The 15,047-nt window shown below is 72.7% G+C and carries 12 protein-coding genes; 8 read left to right on the forward strand and 4 right to left on the reverse strand.

Features of this window, described 5'->3' with window-relative positions; genetic code table 11:
* Positions 1–26 precede the first annotated feature (26 nt).
* Positions 27–1,619, reverse strand: coding sequence for a PTS ascorbate transporter subunit IIC (locus DS079_RS09170; RefSeq protein ID WP_126986780.1), 1,593 nt, complete (start codon positions 1,617–1,619; stop codon positions 27–29).
* A gap of 63 nt (positions 1,620–1,682) precedes the next feature.
* A complete protein-coding gene (locus DS079_RS09175; RefSeq protein ID WP_126986782.1) occupies positions 1,683–2,519 on the reverse strand; it encodes a PTS sugar transporter subunit IIA in 837 nt (278 codons plus the stop codon).
* 183 nt (positions 2,520–2,702) lie between these two features.
* Here DS079_RS09175 and DS079_RS09180 point away from each other — a divergent pair, with 183 nt between their 5' ends.
* The 3 genes from DS079_RS09180 (at position 2,703) to DS079_RS09190 (ending at position 6,721) form a co-directional block, all read left to right on the forward strand.
* Positions 2,703–4,076 carry a M20 family metallopeptidase gene (locus tag DS079_RS09180; RefSeq protein WP_126986784.1) on the forward strand — a complete coding sequence of 458 codons (1,374 nt, stop codon included), beginning with the start codon at positions 2,703–2,705 and terminating at the stop codon, positions 4,074–4,076.
* 144 nt (positions 4,077–4,220) lie between these two features.
* Positions 4,221–5,807 (forward strand): AbgT family transporter, encoded by a 1,587-nt coding sequence (locus tag DS079_RS09185; protein ID WP_126986786.1) that lies wholly within the window; start codon positions 4,221–4,223, stop codon positions 5,805–5,807.
* A 356-nt stretch (positions 5,808–6,163) separates the two neighbouring features.
* Positions 6,164–6,721, forward strand: a complete 558-nt coding sequence (locus tag DS079_RS09190) for a pyridoxine/pyridoxamine 5'-phosphate oxidase (protein ID WP_126986788.1) — start codon at positions 6,164–6,166, stop codon at positions 6,719–6,721.
* 11 nt (positions 6,722–6,732) lie between these two features.
* On the opposite strand, the gene DS079_RS09195 is transcribed toward DS079_RS09190, so the two are convergent.
* Positions 6,733–7,236 carry a GNAT family N-acetyltransferase gene (locus tag DS079_RS09195; protein ID WP_126986790.1) on the reverse strand — a complete coding sequence of 168 codons (504 nt, stop codon included), beginning with the start codon at positions 7,234–7,236 and terminating at the stop codon, positions 6,733–6,735.
* 36 nt (positions 7,237–7,272) lie between these two features.
* A complete protein-coding gene (locus DS079_RS09200; RefSeq protein ID WP_126986792.1) occupies positions 7,273–7,920 on the reverse strand; it encodes a cysteine peptidase family C39 domain-containing protein in 648 nt (215 codons plus the stop codon).
* A gap of 215 nt (positions 7,921–8,135) precedes the next feature.
* Here DS079_RS09200 and DS079_RS09205 point away from each other — a divergent pair, with 215 nt between their 5' ends.
* The 5 genes from DS079_RS09205 (at position 8,136) to DS079_RS09225 (ending at position 14,917) form a co-directional block, all read left to right on the forward strand.
* A complete protein-coding gene (locus DS079_RS09205) occupies positions 8,136–8,567 on the forward strand; it encodes a CidA/LrgA family protein (RefSeq protein WP_126986794.1) in 432 nt (143 codons plus the stop codon).
* Positions 8,564–9,262: an LrgB family protein gene (locus DS079_RS09210; protein ID WP_126986796.1), complete on the forward strand. Its 699-nt coding sequence runs from the start codon at positions 8,564–8,566 to the stop codon at positions 9,260–9,262. The genes DS079_RS09205 and DS079_RS09210 overlap by 4 nt, the downstream gene beginning before the upstream one ends.
* A gap of 352 nt (positions 9,263–9,614) precedes the next feature.
* The gene (locus DS079_RS09215; protein ID WP_126986798.1) at positions 9,615–11,378 is read left to right on the forward strand and encodes an ABC transporter ATP-binding protein; all 1,764 of its coding nucleotides are present in this window, start codon (positions 9,615–9,617) and stop codon (positions 11,376–11,378) included.
* Positions 11,375–13,480 (forward strand): ABC transporter ATP-binding protein, encoded by a 2,106-nt coding sequence (locus DS079_RS09220; protein WP_126986799.1) that lies wholly within the window; start codon positions 11,375–11,377, stop codon positions 13,478–13,480. Before DS079_RS09215 ends, DS079_RS09220 begins: the two co-directional genes overlap by 4 nt.
* 273 nt (positions 13,481–13,753) lie before the next feature.
* The gene (locus DS079_RS09225; RefSeq protein WP_126986801.1) at positions 13,754–14,917 is read left to right on the forward strand and encodes an FAD-dependent oxidoreductase; all 1,164 of its coding nucleotides are present in this window, start codon (positions 13,754–13,756) and stop codon (positions 14,915–14,917) included.
* Positions 14,918–15,047 lie beyond the last annotated feature (130 nt).

Genomic DNA, 15,047 nt, shown 5'->3' on the forward strand with positions numbered 1-15,047 from the left:
CGCCGAGGGACCGGGCCTGCCCCGGGTCAGTCGGCGGGCGGCGGCGGGGGCGTCGGCGCGCCGACGGGCGGGGCGACCCGGGGATGGGTCGTCCCCGAGCGGGCGGCGGTGCGGCCGTCGGCCGCGGCACCCGACGACTCGCCGGCACGGCCGTCCGCTCCCGTCCCCGCAGCGGCGCCGACGGGGACGCGGGCGGGCGAGGGGTCCCAGCCGCCGTCGACCACGCGGCGCTGCATGAGGATCGCGGCTCCCAGGAGCACGGCGCCCAGCACGATCAGCAGGACGATGCCGGGCAGCACCCCGGTGCGCGCCGAGTAGCCGATGAGGATGCCGAACCAGCCGAAGTCGGTGTCGCCGAAGGTGGTGTTCGCGGAGCCGAAGGTGCCCAGCACCTTCAGCAGCAGCGCCGGCAGGAAGGTGACCAGCAGGCCGTTGACGAATCCGCCCGCGACCGCGCCGCGTCGGCCGCCGGTGGCGTTGCCGTACACGCCCGCGGCGCCGCCGGTGAAGAAGTGCGGGACCAGGCCCGGCAGGATCAGCGCGAGGCCGAGCACCGGGCCGAGCCACACGCCGAGCACCAGCAGGCCCACGAGGCCGCCCGCGAAGCTCGACAGGAACCCGATCAACACCGCGTTCTGGGCGTAGGGGAACACGATCGGGGCGTCGAGGGCCGGGATCGCGCCGGGCACGACCTTCGCGGCGATGCCCTGGAAGGCGGGGACGAGCTCGCCGAGGATCGTGCGCACGCCGAACAGGATCACCGCGACCGCGATGCCGAACTGCAGACCCTGGGTCACCGACTGCATGAGGTAGTTGCCCACCCCCGTCGCCCCGCCCTCGAAGGCGCCGAAGGCGGTCTCCTGCCCGGCCCGCGCGAGATACGCGACGGCGACCACGAGGTACATCAGCACCATCGACAGAGCGGTGGCGACCATGGAGTCGCGCAGGAAGCGGAGCGACTCGGGGACCTTGAGGTCCTCGGTGGAGCGGCTCTTCCCCTTCGGGTCGACGAGTCGGCCGACGGCGCCGGCGGCGATGTAGCCCGCCGTGCCGAAGTGACCGATCGCGATCGAGTCGTCCCCGGTGATCCGCCGGGTCCAGGGCTGGGCGAGAGCGGGCAGGGAGACCATGAGGATGCCCAGCAGCAGCGCGCCGAGCACCACCACGACCACGGTGGGCATCCCGGCCGAGGCCATCACGATCGTGATCAGGGTGGCCATGAACAGCAGGTGGTGACCGGTGAGGAAGACGTAGCGCAGCGGCGTGAAGCGGGCGAGCAGGATCGCGACCACGAAGCCGAGGATCATCAGCCACGCGACCTGGGCGCCGAACTCCTCCTGCGCGATGCCCGCGATCGCCTCGTTGGTCGGGACCACGCCCTGGGCGCCGAGCGCGCCCTGGATCATCACCCCCAGCGGGGTGAGGGAGGCGGTGACGAGCGTGGCGCCGGCGCCGATGAGCAGGAAGCCGAGCACGGCCTTCAGCGCACCGCCGGCCACCTGCCCGGCGGACTTGCGCAGGGCGATCAGGCCGATCGCGGTGATGATGCCGATGAGATAGGCGGGGACGGAGAGCACCTCGTTGACGAGGAACTCGGCGATCGTGACGAGCACGTTCATGGTTCTTCTCCGGGGAGTGGGGACGGGGGAGGGGTGGCCGACAGGTCGGAGAGGGCGGATGCGTCAGACGGCGTAGATACGGCGCAGGGCCGCGTCGATCTCCGCCTGCGAGGTGAAGTTCTCGATCACCTCGACGCGCACGCCGACCTCGCCGAGGGTGTCCGCGATCGCACCGGAGGTGAGGATCGCGTCGGAGTCCTTGGCGCGGCCCTTCGCAGAGATCGTGTCGGTGGCCTGCACGTCCAGGTGCGAGGACCAGCCCCAGCGGTCCAGCACCTGCTCGGCCGTGTTCTTCAGGAACAGGCTCGTGCCCAGCCCGTTCCCGCACACCGTGAGCAGGAGCTTCTTCGAGGGGACGGCGTCGGCATCGACCATGGCGCCCGTGCCGGAGCCGGTGTCGGTCCCGGCCCCGGACCGGGAGTCCTCTGCCGACCTCTCGCCCGGACCAGCGCCGTCGGCCCCGAGAGCTGCGAGCACGTCCTCTCGCGTCCGCGCCGCGTCGAGCAGGGAACGGCGGGCCGGGTCGGCGAGCACCCCGGCGAGGGCCGCGAGCGCCTCGCGGTGCGCGGAGCTGTCCGCCGCAGCCAGCGCCATGACCAGCGTGACGGGGTCGTTGGCCGCGTTGCCGAAGGCGATCGGCTCCGCCAGGCGCACGAACGACATCCCCGTGCGATGCACCGACTCGTCGGGCCGGGAATGGGCGAGCGCGAATCCCGGGGCGACGACGATGTAGGGGCCGTGCTCCTCGACGATGCGGATCATCGCCTCTGTGTAGGCGGGGTCGGTGGCGCCGGTGGAGACCAGCAGCTCGCCGGAGCGGCGTATCGCCTCGCGCCAGTCGGCGGCATCGGCGTCCAGGAGGATCGTGGACGGGGAGAGCAGTTCGCTGAGCTGTGACATGTCAAGGGCCTCTTCTCACGAGGGCGGCGCGGGGCGGGATCGATACGCTACGCCTGAGCCGTCGGCGATGGGGGAGCGCGCCTGTCCCGGTGCGACGAGGCCCACCCGCCCTGCATGTCACGACCCCGCAACCGGCGGCAGGCGCGCACGAGGAGAGGGGCCCCGACCGTTACGCTCGGGCCCATGTCTGAACCGTCCCCCGTGCGGCTCGGGTCCACCCCGACCGAGCCGTCCACCGCATACATGGCCCAGCTCGACGAGGAGCGGGAGGCGGCGCTGCGCACGCAGTCCCACCCCGGCTCCGACCACGAGGGCGCGGCGGAGGAGCTGCGCTCCCGGCTCGAGGAGGAGGTCGACAAGGCCGGCCCCGAGCTCGTCGACCTGATGATCGACCTCGCCGAGCATCCCGAGGTCGCCTTCGAGGAGCACCGCTCCGCCGCCGCGATCGTGAAGACCCTCGAGGACCACGGCATCGAGGCGCAGCTCGGCGTGCACGGCCTGGACACCGCGATCCGCGCCGAGATCCGCGGCGAGGGCGCCGGATCGGCCGACGCGCCGACCGTCGCGGTGCTCTCCGAGTACGACGCCCTGCCCGGCATCGGTCACGGCTGCGGCCACAACGTCATCGCAGTGATGGGACTGGGCGCCTTCCTGGGGCTCGCGGAGCTCGCGAAGAGGGACCCCTCGGCCGTGCCCGGCACCGTCGTCTACCTCGGCACCCCCGCCGAGGAGGGACACACCGGCAAGGAGTACATGGCCCGCCAGGGCGCCTTCGACGGGCTCGACGCCGCGGTCATGGCCCACGGCTACCCGGGCTACGACCTGGCCGACCAGGTGTGGCTGGGCCGGCGCACCCTCACCGTCGAGTTCCACGGCCACACCGCCCACGCCTCCGCGCAGCCGTTCATGGGCCGCAACGCCCTGGATGCGGCGAGCCTGATGTACCAGGGCATCGGCCTGATGCGTCAGCAGACCCCGCCCAGCGACCGCATCCACGCCGTGATCCGCGAGGGCGGCGAGCGGGCCAGCGTCGTCCCCGACCGCGCGAGGCTCGACCTGTACGTGCGCTCTCAGCGCCCCGAGACCCTCAAGGACCTCTCGCGCCGGGTCGAGGACGTCGCCCACGGTGCGGCTCTGATGGCCGGCGTCGGCGTGACCGTCACCTGGGACCACCACCCGCCCTCCCTGCCGGTGCGCACCAACGACGCGCTGACCGGCCGCTGGGTCGAGGCGCAGCGCCGCCGTGGCCGCGACCCGCTGCCGCTGGGCGTGGTCTCCACGACCCTCGCCGCCTCCACCGACTTCGGCAACGTCAGCTACCGCCTGCCCGGCATGCATCCGCTGATCCGCATCGCCCCGGCCGACGTCGCCCTGCACACCCGCGAGTTCGCGGCCGAGTCCACCTCGGCCGACGCCCGCGCCGCCGCGACCGACGGGGCCTACGGCCTCGCCGCCACCCTGCTCGACGTCCTGCACGACCCGGCGCTCGCCGCCGCCGTCGCCGAGGAGTTCGCGCAGGCCGGGGGCGCGATCGACGTGCCCTCCTTCTTCGACTGACACCGTTCCCCGACCGCCGTCGGCGGCCGAGGGACGAGCCGGCCGTCGGCGCCGCCCGCCCGACCTCCGCCCCCGTCCCGGACCGTCCCGTCGCGCACCCCCTCCTCCGGCCCCGACCTCGAACCGCACCACCTGGGAGTCCTCATGAGCGCCACCCCCGCGCCCCCGGCCAAGACCGGACTGACCGACAAGATCCTCAACGGCGTCGAGAGGGCGGGCAACAAGCTGCCCGAGCCCTTCATGCTGTTCCTCATCCTGTTCGCGATCACCGGCGTGGTCTCCACGGCCATGGCCTGGGCGGACGTGGAGGTGACGGTGCCCGGCTCGGACGAGGCCACCGTCATCAAGGGCCTGTTCACCGGTGAGGGCCTGACCTGGCTGACCACCACCCTCGGCGAGAACTACATCGGCTTCCCGCCGCTGGTGACGGTGCTGCCGATCCTGCTCGCGATCGGCATCTCCCAGCACTCCGGGCTGCTCGCCGCCGCGATCCGCAAGCTGTTCGGCTCCTCGCCCTCGTGGATGCTCCCCTACGTGGTGGGCTTCGTGGGCGTGGTCTCCTCGATCATGGCCGACTCCGCCTTCGTGGTGGTCCCGCCGCTGGCCGCGCTGGTGTTCAAGGCCGCCGGGCGACACCCCGTCGCGGGCCTACTGGGCGGCTTCGCCGCCGCCGGCGCCGGCTACTCCACCAACATCTTCCCCACCTCGCTGGACGCCCTGTTCGCGGGGATCACCACCTCCGTGATGGATGCGCTGCCGGACTTCGAGTTCACCGCCGTGAACCCGGTCTCGAACTGGTTCTTCAACATCGCCTCGTCGCTGGTGCTCGGCTTCGTCGCCGGCTTCATCATCGACCGGATCCTCGAGCCGCGCCTGAACCGCCAGGGCATCGGCCGCGACGAGATCACCGAGGAGGGCGAGGTCGCCACCAGCGGCGAGAGCGCCGATCAGATGCGTGCCGAGCTCACCCCGGCGGAGAACAAGGGCCTGATCGCCGCCGTGATCGCCGCGGCGGTGCTCACCGCGATCGTGCTGACGGCGACGCTGGCCCCCGCCTCGCCGTGGCGGAACGAGGACGGCGGCTTCCTGCCGAAGTCCCCGCTGCTGGACTCCATCGTGTTCCTGGTCGTCGCCTACTTCATCGTGCTGGGCCTGACCTACGGCATCGTGGTCGGCACCCTGCGCAGCACCAAGGATGCGGTCGCGATGATGACCGAGTCGCTCAAGGAGATGTTGCCCTTCGTGGTGCTCGCCTTCATCCTGGGCAACTTCATCGCCCTGTTCAACTGGTCCGGGATCGGCACCTGGATCGCCGTGACCGGCGCGGCCGCCCTCGAGGGCATCGGCCTGACCGGCTTCCCGGCGGTGCTCGGCTTCATGCTGCTGGCCAGCTGCCTGAACCTGTTCATCATCTCCGGCTCCGGCATGTGGGCGATCATGGCCGCCGTGTTCGTGCCGATGTTCGCGCTGATCGGCTACGAGCCCGCCTTCACCCAGGCCGCGTTCCGCGTGGGCGACTCCGCCACCCAGGTCATCACGCCGATGAACCCGTACATGATCGTGCTGCTGGGCATGCTGCGGAAGTACGAGCCCGGCGCGGGCCTCGGCTCGCTGATGGCGCGCATGCTGCCCTTCGTGGTCCCGTTCTGGTTCGTGTGGACCGTGATCCTCGCGGTCTTCTTCTTCGCGGACCTGCCGCTCGGCCCGGGCAACGGCATCTTCCTCGGCTGATCCCCCTCCGGCGGCCCCGTCGACCCCCTCGGCCCTGGATGGCCCGCCGTCCCCACACCTTGCCCATCGAGACGTTGCTTTGGTGCTCTATATGCCCGGAGAGAGCACCAAAGCTACGTCTCGATGGTGTGCCGGGGCCTGGGGTGAGCGGCGGGGCCGTCGGACCGACAGTTTCTGCTGCGCCCAGGACCTATGTCGCGCGTTGCATCGGTCCTGTGGGCAGCAAAACCTGAGCCGGGGTGTGCCTGGGTGCATCTGCCTCAGCCAGCGCTTCGCGCGACCGGTCGGCGGGGGCGAGGCGTCCCTGCCCGGGCACCGGGTTGAGCGGCGGGGCCGTCGGCGCGAGGATGGCAGGCATGAGCGAACTCGCCGACCGCCTCCGCGCCCTGCCGTCCTTCCCCGAGGACATGCCCGGCCTCGACCCGGACTCCGCCCCCGAGGACCCGGCCGAGCTCTTCCTCGACTGGCTCGAGGGCGCGATCGCGAGCGGCGCCCGCCAGCCGCACGCCATGACCTTCCAGACCCTCGACGGCGGCGCGCCCGTCGGCCGCACCCTCATCCTCAAGGACCTCGACGAGCGCGGCCTGCACGTCTCCACCCACCGCACCTCCCGCAAGGGCGAGCAGCTCGGCGCCGACCCTCGCGCCGCGATGACCTTCTTCTGGCGCGAGAGCGGCAGGCAGGTCCAGGTGGGCGGCGAGGTCGTCGCGCTGGACGAGGCGACCTCGCAGGCCGACTGGGCCTCGCGCCCCTCCTACGACGGCTCCCCGAACCCGGACTGGCAGGTCTACGCCCTGCAGCCGGCCTGGTACGAGTTCACCCAGTCGCGGCTGGACCGCAAGCACGTGCGCGTCGGCTACCGGCGCGAGGGCGGCGCCTGGACGCACGAGCGCATCACCACCCCGGCGGGCTGACCGACCCCGCCTCAGCGCTCCCGGACGAAGCGCCGGTGCGGCCGGCCGTAGGCGTCGACGATCCCGTCGTCCGTGAAGCCGAGCCGGGCGAGCACCGTGGCTGAGGCCGGGTTCGCGAGGTCCGCGAGGCCGACGAGACGGCGCAGCGCGAGCGGCCCGTCGGCCGCCTCCACGCACAGCCGCCCCGCCTCGGTCGCGAGACCGTGGCCCCACCGGCCCCGGGCCAGCGTGTAGCCGAGCTCGATGCCCTGGTCGGTGACCTCCAGACCCGCATCGCCGATCAGCTCGCCGCTCGCACGCTCGATCACGGCCCAGAACGCGAAGCCGTGCCGGGCCTGGTGGGCGGCGTAGTCGGCGAGCATCTGCGCGGACTGCTCCGGGGAGGCGGGCTCGCCGTCGCCGACGAAGCGCATCACCTCGGGATCGCCGTAGACGCGATGCGCGGCCGCGGCGTCGTCGACCGTGAACGGGCGCAGGTCCAGGCGCGGGCCGCGCAGCGGGAACCGAAGGGTCATCCCGCCAGTATGGCGAGGGGCCGGCCCGGCCGGGAGTCAGCTGACGACCGTGGCGAGGCCCTGGCGCGCGTGGCGCAGCCGGTCTGGGGAGTAGGTGGTGATGCCGATCTCCTGGGCACGGCCCGGATCGGAGACCCGCAGGTTCCCGTTCTCGTCCTCGCCCTGGGCGACGACGAAGTGGCCGTAGTCGGCCTCCTCCTCGCCGAGCAGCCGGCCGTGATGGACGTGCAGGATCACGACCTTTCCGCGCGCGGCGGCCTCCAGCCCCTCCTCGAACCGGGCGCGGGTGGCGCGGGCCCCCGCGTCCCGCAGGCCGTTCTCGAGGTCGCCGAGATAGGCGCCCGTGTAGTCGACGGACTTCTTCTCGGGCTCGCCCCACGGGGACAGGCCGCAGCGGGCCCGCATCTCGATGACCGCCCTGCGGTTGCCGCCCACCGTCGTGCCCTTCTCGCCCGAGACGAAGTGCCGCACCTCCCGGCCCGCGGCGACCATGGCGATGACCGTCGAGGTGGGGCCGCAGTTCTCCGTGTCCCACGGTCCGGTGCCGATCTGGTCGACGACCACGAGGTCGCCGGAGGCATGGGCCTGCGTGGACGCGAGCAGTCCGGCCGCGGTGAGGCCGAGGGCGCCGAAGCCGCGGAGCGCGGTGCGTCGGCTGAGGGTGCTGTCGAGCGGGCTGGGCAACCCGGTCACCTCCGAGGGGTCGAGGGGAGCGACCGGGCGAGCCTCAGCGGGCGGTCTCGATCGCGCACCGTCCCCGCGAGACGCGACCGATGCGCCGAAATGAGCCATCCACGCTGTAACAGCCCGCCCGCGCGCGGCAAGACGTGCGTGATCCACCGCTCGTGCGGCACGAACCACATCGGGGCAGGCGCCCCGGTGCGGGCTACCCTTGCCGGATGTCACGCGCCGCCCTCCTGCCTCCCGTGCTGCTCGGCCTCGTGGTCCTGCTGCTCGCGCAGATGGCGGGCCTGGCCGCGACGGCGCTGCTCGACCTGCCCGTGCCCGGCGTGGTGCTCGGGATCGTGCTGCTGGCGCTGCTGGGGATCCTCCGGCCCACCCGCGGCGTGCTCCGCGCCGCCGAGCCCGCGGCGACCCCGCTGCTGGCCCACCTGCAGCTGCTGTTCGTCCCGCCGAGCGTCGGGATCGTCCTGGAGCTGGAGACCCTCGCCGAGAACGCCCTTCCGCTTGCGCTCGGCGTGGGCGGCTCCTTCCTGGTGCCGCTGATCGTCTCCGGGATGCTGCTGCAGGCGCTGCTGCGCCGCCGGGACCGACGACGGGGCGGCGCCGGCTCCGGCGCGGCCGACGGGCCCGGGGAGGCGCCGGCATGAGCACCCTCGTGGACCTGCCCGTCTTCGGGCTCGTCCTGACCCTCGGCGCCTATCTGTTCGCCTTCTGGCTCCACCAGCGCACCGGCCGCCCCGGCGTGCTCTCGCCGGTGCTGGTCACCACCGCGATCGTCGCGACCGTCCTGCAGCTCACCGGTCTGCCCTACGCGGTCTACCTCGAGCAGGTGGCCCTGCTGACGATGCTCCTGGGCCCCGCCACCGTGGCCCTAGCCCTGCCGCTGCTGCGCAACGGCCGCGCCCTGGTCGGGGCGGCGCCCGCCGTGACCGCGGTGCTGGTGGTCGGCGGCGTGCTCAGCATCGGCATCACCGTCGGCGCCATGATGCTCCTCGGCGCCGAGGACGACGTGCTCCTCGCCGCGCTGCCCCGGTCGGTCACCTCGCCCGTGGGCCTCTCGATCGCCGAGATGCTCCAGGCCTCGGCGCCGCTCGCGGTGGTGCTCACCATGGTCTCCGGCGTGCTCGGCGCCGCCGTCGGCCCCGCGCTGCTGAGGTTCGCCCGGGTCGAGGACGACCGTGCCCGCGGCTTCGCGATCGGCCTGACCTCCCACGGCATCGGCACCTCGCGCGTGCTCGCCGACTCCACCGTCGCCGGCGGCTGGTCCAGCGCCGCCATGGTGCTGAACGCCCTGGTGATGACGATCGTGCTGCCGATCGTCGCTGCGCTCGTCACGGGCTGAGGCCCGGCCGGCGGGCCCGGTGGCCGGTCGCACGCACGGACGGGACGTGCCGCGCGTCTCAGCGCTGCTCGCCGAAAGTCGGGTGCGCCGGGCGGTGCTCCCGGGGGAGGATTGCTCCTCGGACCGGCCCTGTCCGCCTGAGCCCCTGCCGCGACCAGCGGTCCCGCTCCGGCAGCGCCCGTCACCTCGGGGTCCGGCGGGTCCGGCGCACGCCCCGCCGACCACTCGGCCGACGACCCCGTCGGCCCCTTCGAGGACAGGATCTGTCCTCGCCCCGTCCTACGCTCCGACGAGACCCCGGCCGCTCACCCCGTCGGCCGGGCCGCACCACCCTGCTCCGGGAGATCCCCTCATGCTCTGGACCCTGATCCGGCGCCATCTGCGGCCCTACCTGCCGCACGTGGCCGCCGTGGCCGTCCTCCAGCTCGCGACCGTGCTCGCGACCCTCTACCTGCCCAGCCTCAACGCCGACATCATCGACAACGGCGTCGCCACCGGCGACACCGACTACATCTGGCGCATCGGCGGGATCATGCTGATCGTCGCGATGGCGCAGGTCGTCACCGCGATCGCGTCGGTCTGGTTCGGCGCCCGCGTCGCGATGGGCATGGGCCGCGACATCCGCCGCTCTGTCTACACCCGTGTGGACCGCTTCTCGACCGAGGAGATGGGCCGCTACGGCGCCCCGACCCTCATCACCCGCGCGACCAACGACGTCCAGCAGGTGCAGATGCTCGTGCTGATGACCCTGAACTTCATGGTCATGGTCCCGATCATGTCCATCGGCGGGATCGTCATGGCGATCCAGGAGGACCCGGGGCTGTCCTGGCTGGTGTGGGTGTCCGTGCCGGTGCTGATGGTGATCGTCGGCCTGCTCGTCACCCGGCTGATGCCGCTGTTCCAGCGGATGCAGGACAACATCGACTCCATCAACGGCGTCATGCGCGAGCAGATCATGGGGATCCGCGTGGTGCGCGCCTTCGTGCGCGAGGAGCACGAGACCGGCCGCTTCCGCGACGCGAACGCGACCCTCACCGACACCTCGGTGCGGATCGGACGCCTCTTCGTGATCATGGGCCCGGCGATCACGATCGTGCTCCACCTCGCCACCGCCGCCGTGCTCTGGTTCGGCGGTCACCGCGTGGACGCGGGGCTCGTCGAGGTCGGCGCGCTCACCGCCTTCATGCAGTACCTGCTGCAGATCCTCATGGCGGTCATGATGGGCACCTTCATGTTCATGATGTTCCCGCGCGCGATCATCTCCGCCCGCCGCATCGGCGAGGTCCTCGAGACCGCCCCCACCCTCCACGAGCCCGCCGCCCCGACCCCGCTGCCGGCGGCCGACGGGGGAGCGACCGTCGAGTTCCGCGACGTCACCTTCTCCTACCCGGGCGCCGAGTCCCCGGTGCTGGACGGCGTCTCGTTCACCGCCGAGGCCGGCCGCACCACCGCGATCATCGGCTCGACCGGTTCCGGCAAGACCACGCTGGTCAGCCTCATCCCGCGACTGCACGACGCGACCAGCGGCCAGGTGCTGCTGGACGGGGTGCCGGTCACCGACCTCGCCCGCGCCGACATCTCCGCCGCCGTCGGCCTCGTGCCGCAGAAGCCCTATCTGTTCTCCGGCACCATCGCGCACAACCTCCGCTTCGGCGATCCGTCGGCCGACGAGAAGCAGCTCTGGGACGCGCTCGAGGTCGCCCAGGGCGCCGGCTTCGTGCGCGAGCGGACCACCGGCGAGGGCGACGCCGTCGCCACCGGGCTCGAGTCCACCGTCTCCCAGGGCGGCACCAACGTCTCGGGCGGCCAGCGGCAGCGCCTGTGCATCGCCCGCACCCTCGTCGCCGCCCCGCGCGTGTTCGTCTTCGACGACTCGTTCTCGGCGCTCGACGTCACCACGGACGCGAGGGTGCGCGAGGGCCTCGCCCAGCACACCCGCGGCGCGACCACGATCATCGTCGCCCAGCGCATCTCCACCATCACCTCCGCCGACCAGATCCTCGTGCTCGAGGAGGGTCGGATCGTCGGCCGCGGCACCCACGAGGAGCTGCTGGAGAGCTCCGAGACCTACCGGGAGATCGTCGACTCCCAGATCACCGCGGAGGAGATGGCATGAGCACGAAGAAGAAGACCTCCGCGAAGAAGTCCTCCGAGGCCGAGGGCACCGGGACCGCCGAGCTCACCGAGGCCGAGATCCTGGAGATGCAGGACTCGATGAGCAGCGAGTGGGGCGAGGGCGCGCCGCGCAAGGCGAAGGCGTTCTGGCCCTCCGCGCTGCGGCTGGCCGGCACCTTCCGCGAGCACAAGCTGGGGCTCGCCGTGGTGCTCGCCTTCGGCATCGTCTCGACGGTGCTCACCGTGTGGGCGCCCTCGATCCTCGGCGACGCCATGGACGTCATCTTCGACGGCTTCCTCGGCGACGGCGTCGAGTTCGGGGCGCTCGGCCGCCTGCTGCTGATCGTGCTGGGGATGTACGTGATCGCGGCGCTGTTCGACTGGCTGCAGGGCCGGCTGCTGAACGACGTGGTGATGGACATCGTCTACGACCTGCGCGAGCGGATCGAGGCGAAGGTCAACCGCCTGCCGCTGAGCTACTTCGACACCCGCCAGCGCGGCGACCTGCTCTCCCGCACCACCAACGACGTCGACAACGTCCAGACCGCCCTGCAGCAGGCCTTCGCCTCGCTCGTGTACGCGGTCCTCACCATCGTCGGCATCACCGTGATGATGTTCTGGCTGTCCTGGCAGCTCGCGCTCATCGCCCTGATCGCCCTGCCGATCTCCGGCGTGGTCATCGGCATCATCGGCGCGAAGTCGCAGAAGCTCTTCACCGCCCAGTGGCGGGGCACCGGGCGGCTGAACGGCCATGTCGAGGAGTCCTTCACCGGCCACGACCTGGTCACCGTCTTCGACCGCCAGGACTCGATGCGCGAGCAGTTCGATACGCGCAACGAGGAGCTGTGGGAGGCGTCGTACAAGGCGCAGTTCTATTCCGGCATGATCATGCCGATCATGCAGTGGGTGACCTACCTCGGCTACGTCGGCATCGCCGTGGTCGGCGGTCTGCGGATCGCGGCCGGGCAGATGAGCCTCGGCCAGGTCACCGCGTTCATCCAGTACTCCCGTGAGTTCAACGCGCCGCTGGGCGAGGTGGCGGGGATGGCGAACATGCTCATCTCCGGCGTCGCCTCCGCCGAGCGGATCTTCGAGCTGCTGGACGCCGAGGAGCAGGAGCCCGACGGGCAGATCACCGCGCGCGGGCCCGTCGGCGGCGCGTCCTCCGCGGAGGCGCCGGGCGGTCGGGCGGAGGCGACCGGTGCCGGCATCGTCGAGGGCGAGGCCGGCTCGTCGGCCCCCGCAGGGCGCATCGTGCCGCGCCAGGAGCTCACCGGCCCCACCCGGGGCCGGATCGAGTTCGACCACGTCGCCTTCTCCTACACCCCGGAGAAGCCGCTGATCAGCGACCTGTCGCTGACCGCGGAGCCGGGGCAGACGATCGCGATCGTCGGCCCCACCGGTGCGGGCAAGACCACCCTGGTCAACCTCATCATGCGGTTCTACGAGATCGACGCCGGCGAGATCCGGCTCGACGGCGTGGACATCCGTGCCCTGGACCGCGGCGCGGTGCGCTCCCGCGTGGGCATGGTGCTCCAGGACGCGGTGCTCTTCGGCGGCACGATCCGGGAGAACATCCGCTACGGCCGGCTGGATGCGACCGACGAGGAGGTGGTCGCCGCCGCGACCGCCACCTTCGTGGACCGCTTCGTGCACACCCTCCCCGACGGCTACGACACCGTCATCGAGGACGAGGGCGCGAACGTCTCCGCCGGCGAGCGGCAGCTGATCACGATCGCCCGCGCCTTCCTCGCGGACCCCGCGCTGCTGATCCTCGACGAGGCCACCAGCTCCGTGGACACCCGCACCGAGGTGCTCGTGCAGGAGGCGATGGCGGCGCTGCGCACCGACCGCACCAGCTTCGTCATCGCGCACCGGCTCTCCACCATCCGCGACGCGGACGTGATCCTGGTGATGGAGCACGGCGACATCGTCGAGCAGGGCTCGCACGACGCGCTCCTCGCCGCAGGCGGCGCCTACCACCGGCTGTACTGGTCGCAGTTCGCCGACGGCGTCGACCCCGACGAGGACGAGGCCGTGCTCGAGGGCACCACCACCGGCCCCGTCCCGGCCGTCGCGGCGACCGAGTTCGAGGCCGAGTAGCCCGGGCAGGGGGGGGGCGCGGACTCGGCACATCGGCCGCCCCGCCCCGCACTGCCTCGCCCGGACCGCCCGGGCCGGGCGGGCCGCACCTTTTGCGCCCGTGAGGACTTATGCCGACCCGCGCATGAGTCCTCACGGGCACAGAACCGGTTGGCGCTCCGCCGCGTCCCGCTCCGCCGCCTCCCGCCGCGTCCCGTCCCGCTCGCCTCGCGGCTCGAGAGGCTGAAGGAAACCCCCTGGGCAGCTCCGTCGGTCGCGGGTAGCGTCGAGGGCATGGACGTCACCGTCATCGGAGGCGGCATCGCCGGCCTCGCCCTCGCCCACCAGCTCGCCCCCGACCACGACGTCACCGTGCTCGAGGCCTCCCCGGGCCCCCGCGGCGGCGGCTACATGATCGACTTCTTCGGCCCCGGATTCGTCGCCGCCGAGCGGATGGGGATCATCGACGAGCTCCGCGCCCGCGGTCACGTCTACGAGGGCGTGCGCTACGGGACGCCCGACGGGGCCGAGTCCGGCCGGATCGACGTCAGGCCGCTCGCCGCGGCCCTGGGTGGCCGCTACTTCTCCATCCTCCGCCCGGAGGTCGAGCTCGGGCTCCTCGCCGTGCTGCCGCGCTCCGTCGACCTGCGCTACGGCGCCCGCGCGGTCGCGGTCCGCGACATCGGGCTGCAGGGCGGGGGCTCCCCGCGCGGCGCGCTGGTCGAGCTCGCCGACGGCACCAGCATCGCCTCCGACCTCGTCGTGGCCTGCGACGGCGTGCGCTCCCCGGTGCGGGAGAGGGTCGCGCCCGGGCACGGGGAGATCGTGCCGATGGGCTATCGGGTGGCGAGCTACCTCTATCCGGATCCGGAGCTCGCAGGCGAGCTGGGGGAGCGGATGCTCATGACCGACACCGTCGGCCGGGTGGGCTGGGCGTACGCAGCCGGCGACGGCCGGGTCGGGGCGATGTTCGCCGAGCGCACCGATGTCGCGAGCACCGAGCGGCCGGTCCCCGATCGGGAACGGCTCCAGCGCGACTTCGCCGGCCTCCACCCGCAGGTCGACCGGACCCTCGAGAACGCCCCGGAGTCCTTCTACGACGACCTCGCCGCCCAGGCGATCGCGCCCCGCTGGAGCCGCGGGCGCGTGGCCCTCGCCGGGGACGCCGCCCACGCCCCCTCGCTCCTGGCCGGGCAGGGCACCTCGCTCGCGATCGCGGGGGCCGAGGCGCTGGCCCGGAGCCTCCGCGCGGCCGGCCCGCACGTCGAGGTGGGGCTGGTCGAGTACGAACGGCGCTGGCGGCCGACGGCCGAGCGGGTGCAGCGCGCGGGCCGTCGCAGCGCCTCCTTCTTCGCGCCCGCGACCCGGCTCCAGCTGCGCCTCCAGCAGATCGCCCGCCGGGCGGTCATGCTGCCGGGTGCCGGCCTGTTCGCCGCCCGGAGCGTCCTCGGCCACTGAGCCGGCACGGCGTCGCGCGCCCGCTCGCAGCCGACGGCCGGCACCGTCCGACCGGCCGTGCCAGGTCGCGAGGGCACTGGTCGGCAGAAGAAGTCCACCGGACAGGCGGGCTCCGGTCGGCTGAAGAGGT

Origin of the sequence: Brachybacterium paraconglomeratum (genome assembly GCF_003994255.1) — a bacterium.
Classification (GTDB): domain Bacteria; phylum Actinomycetota; class Actinomycetes; order Actinomycetales; family Dermabacteraceae; genus Brachybacterium; species Brachybacterium conglomeratum.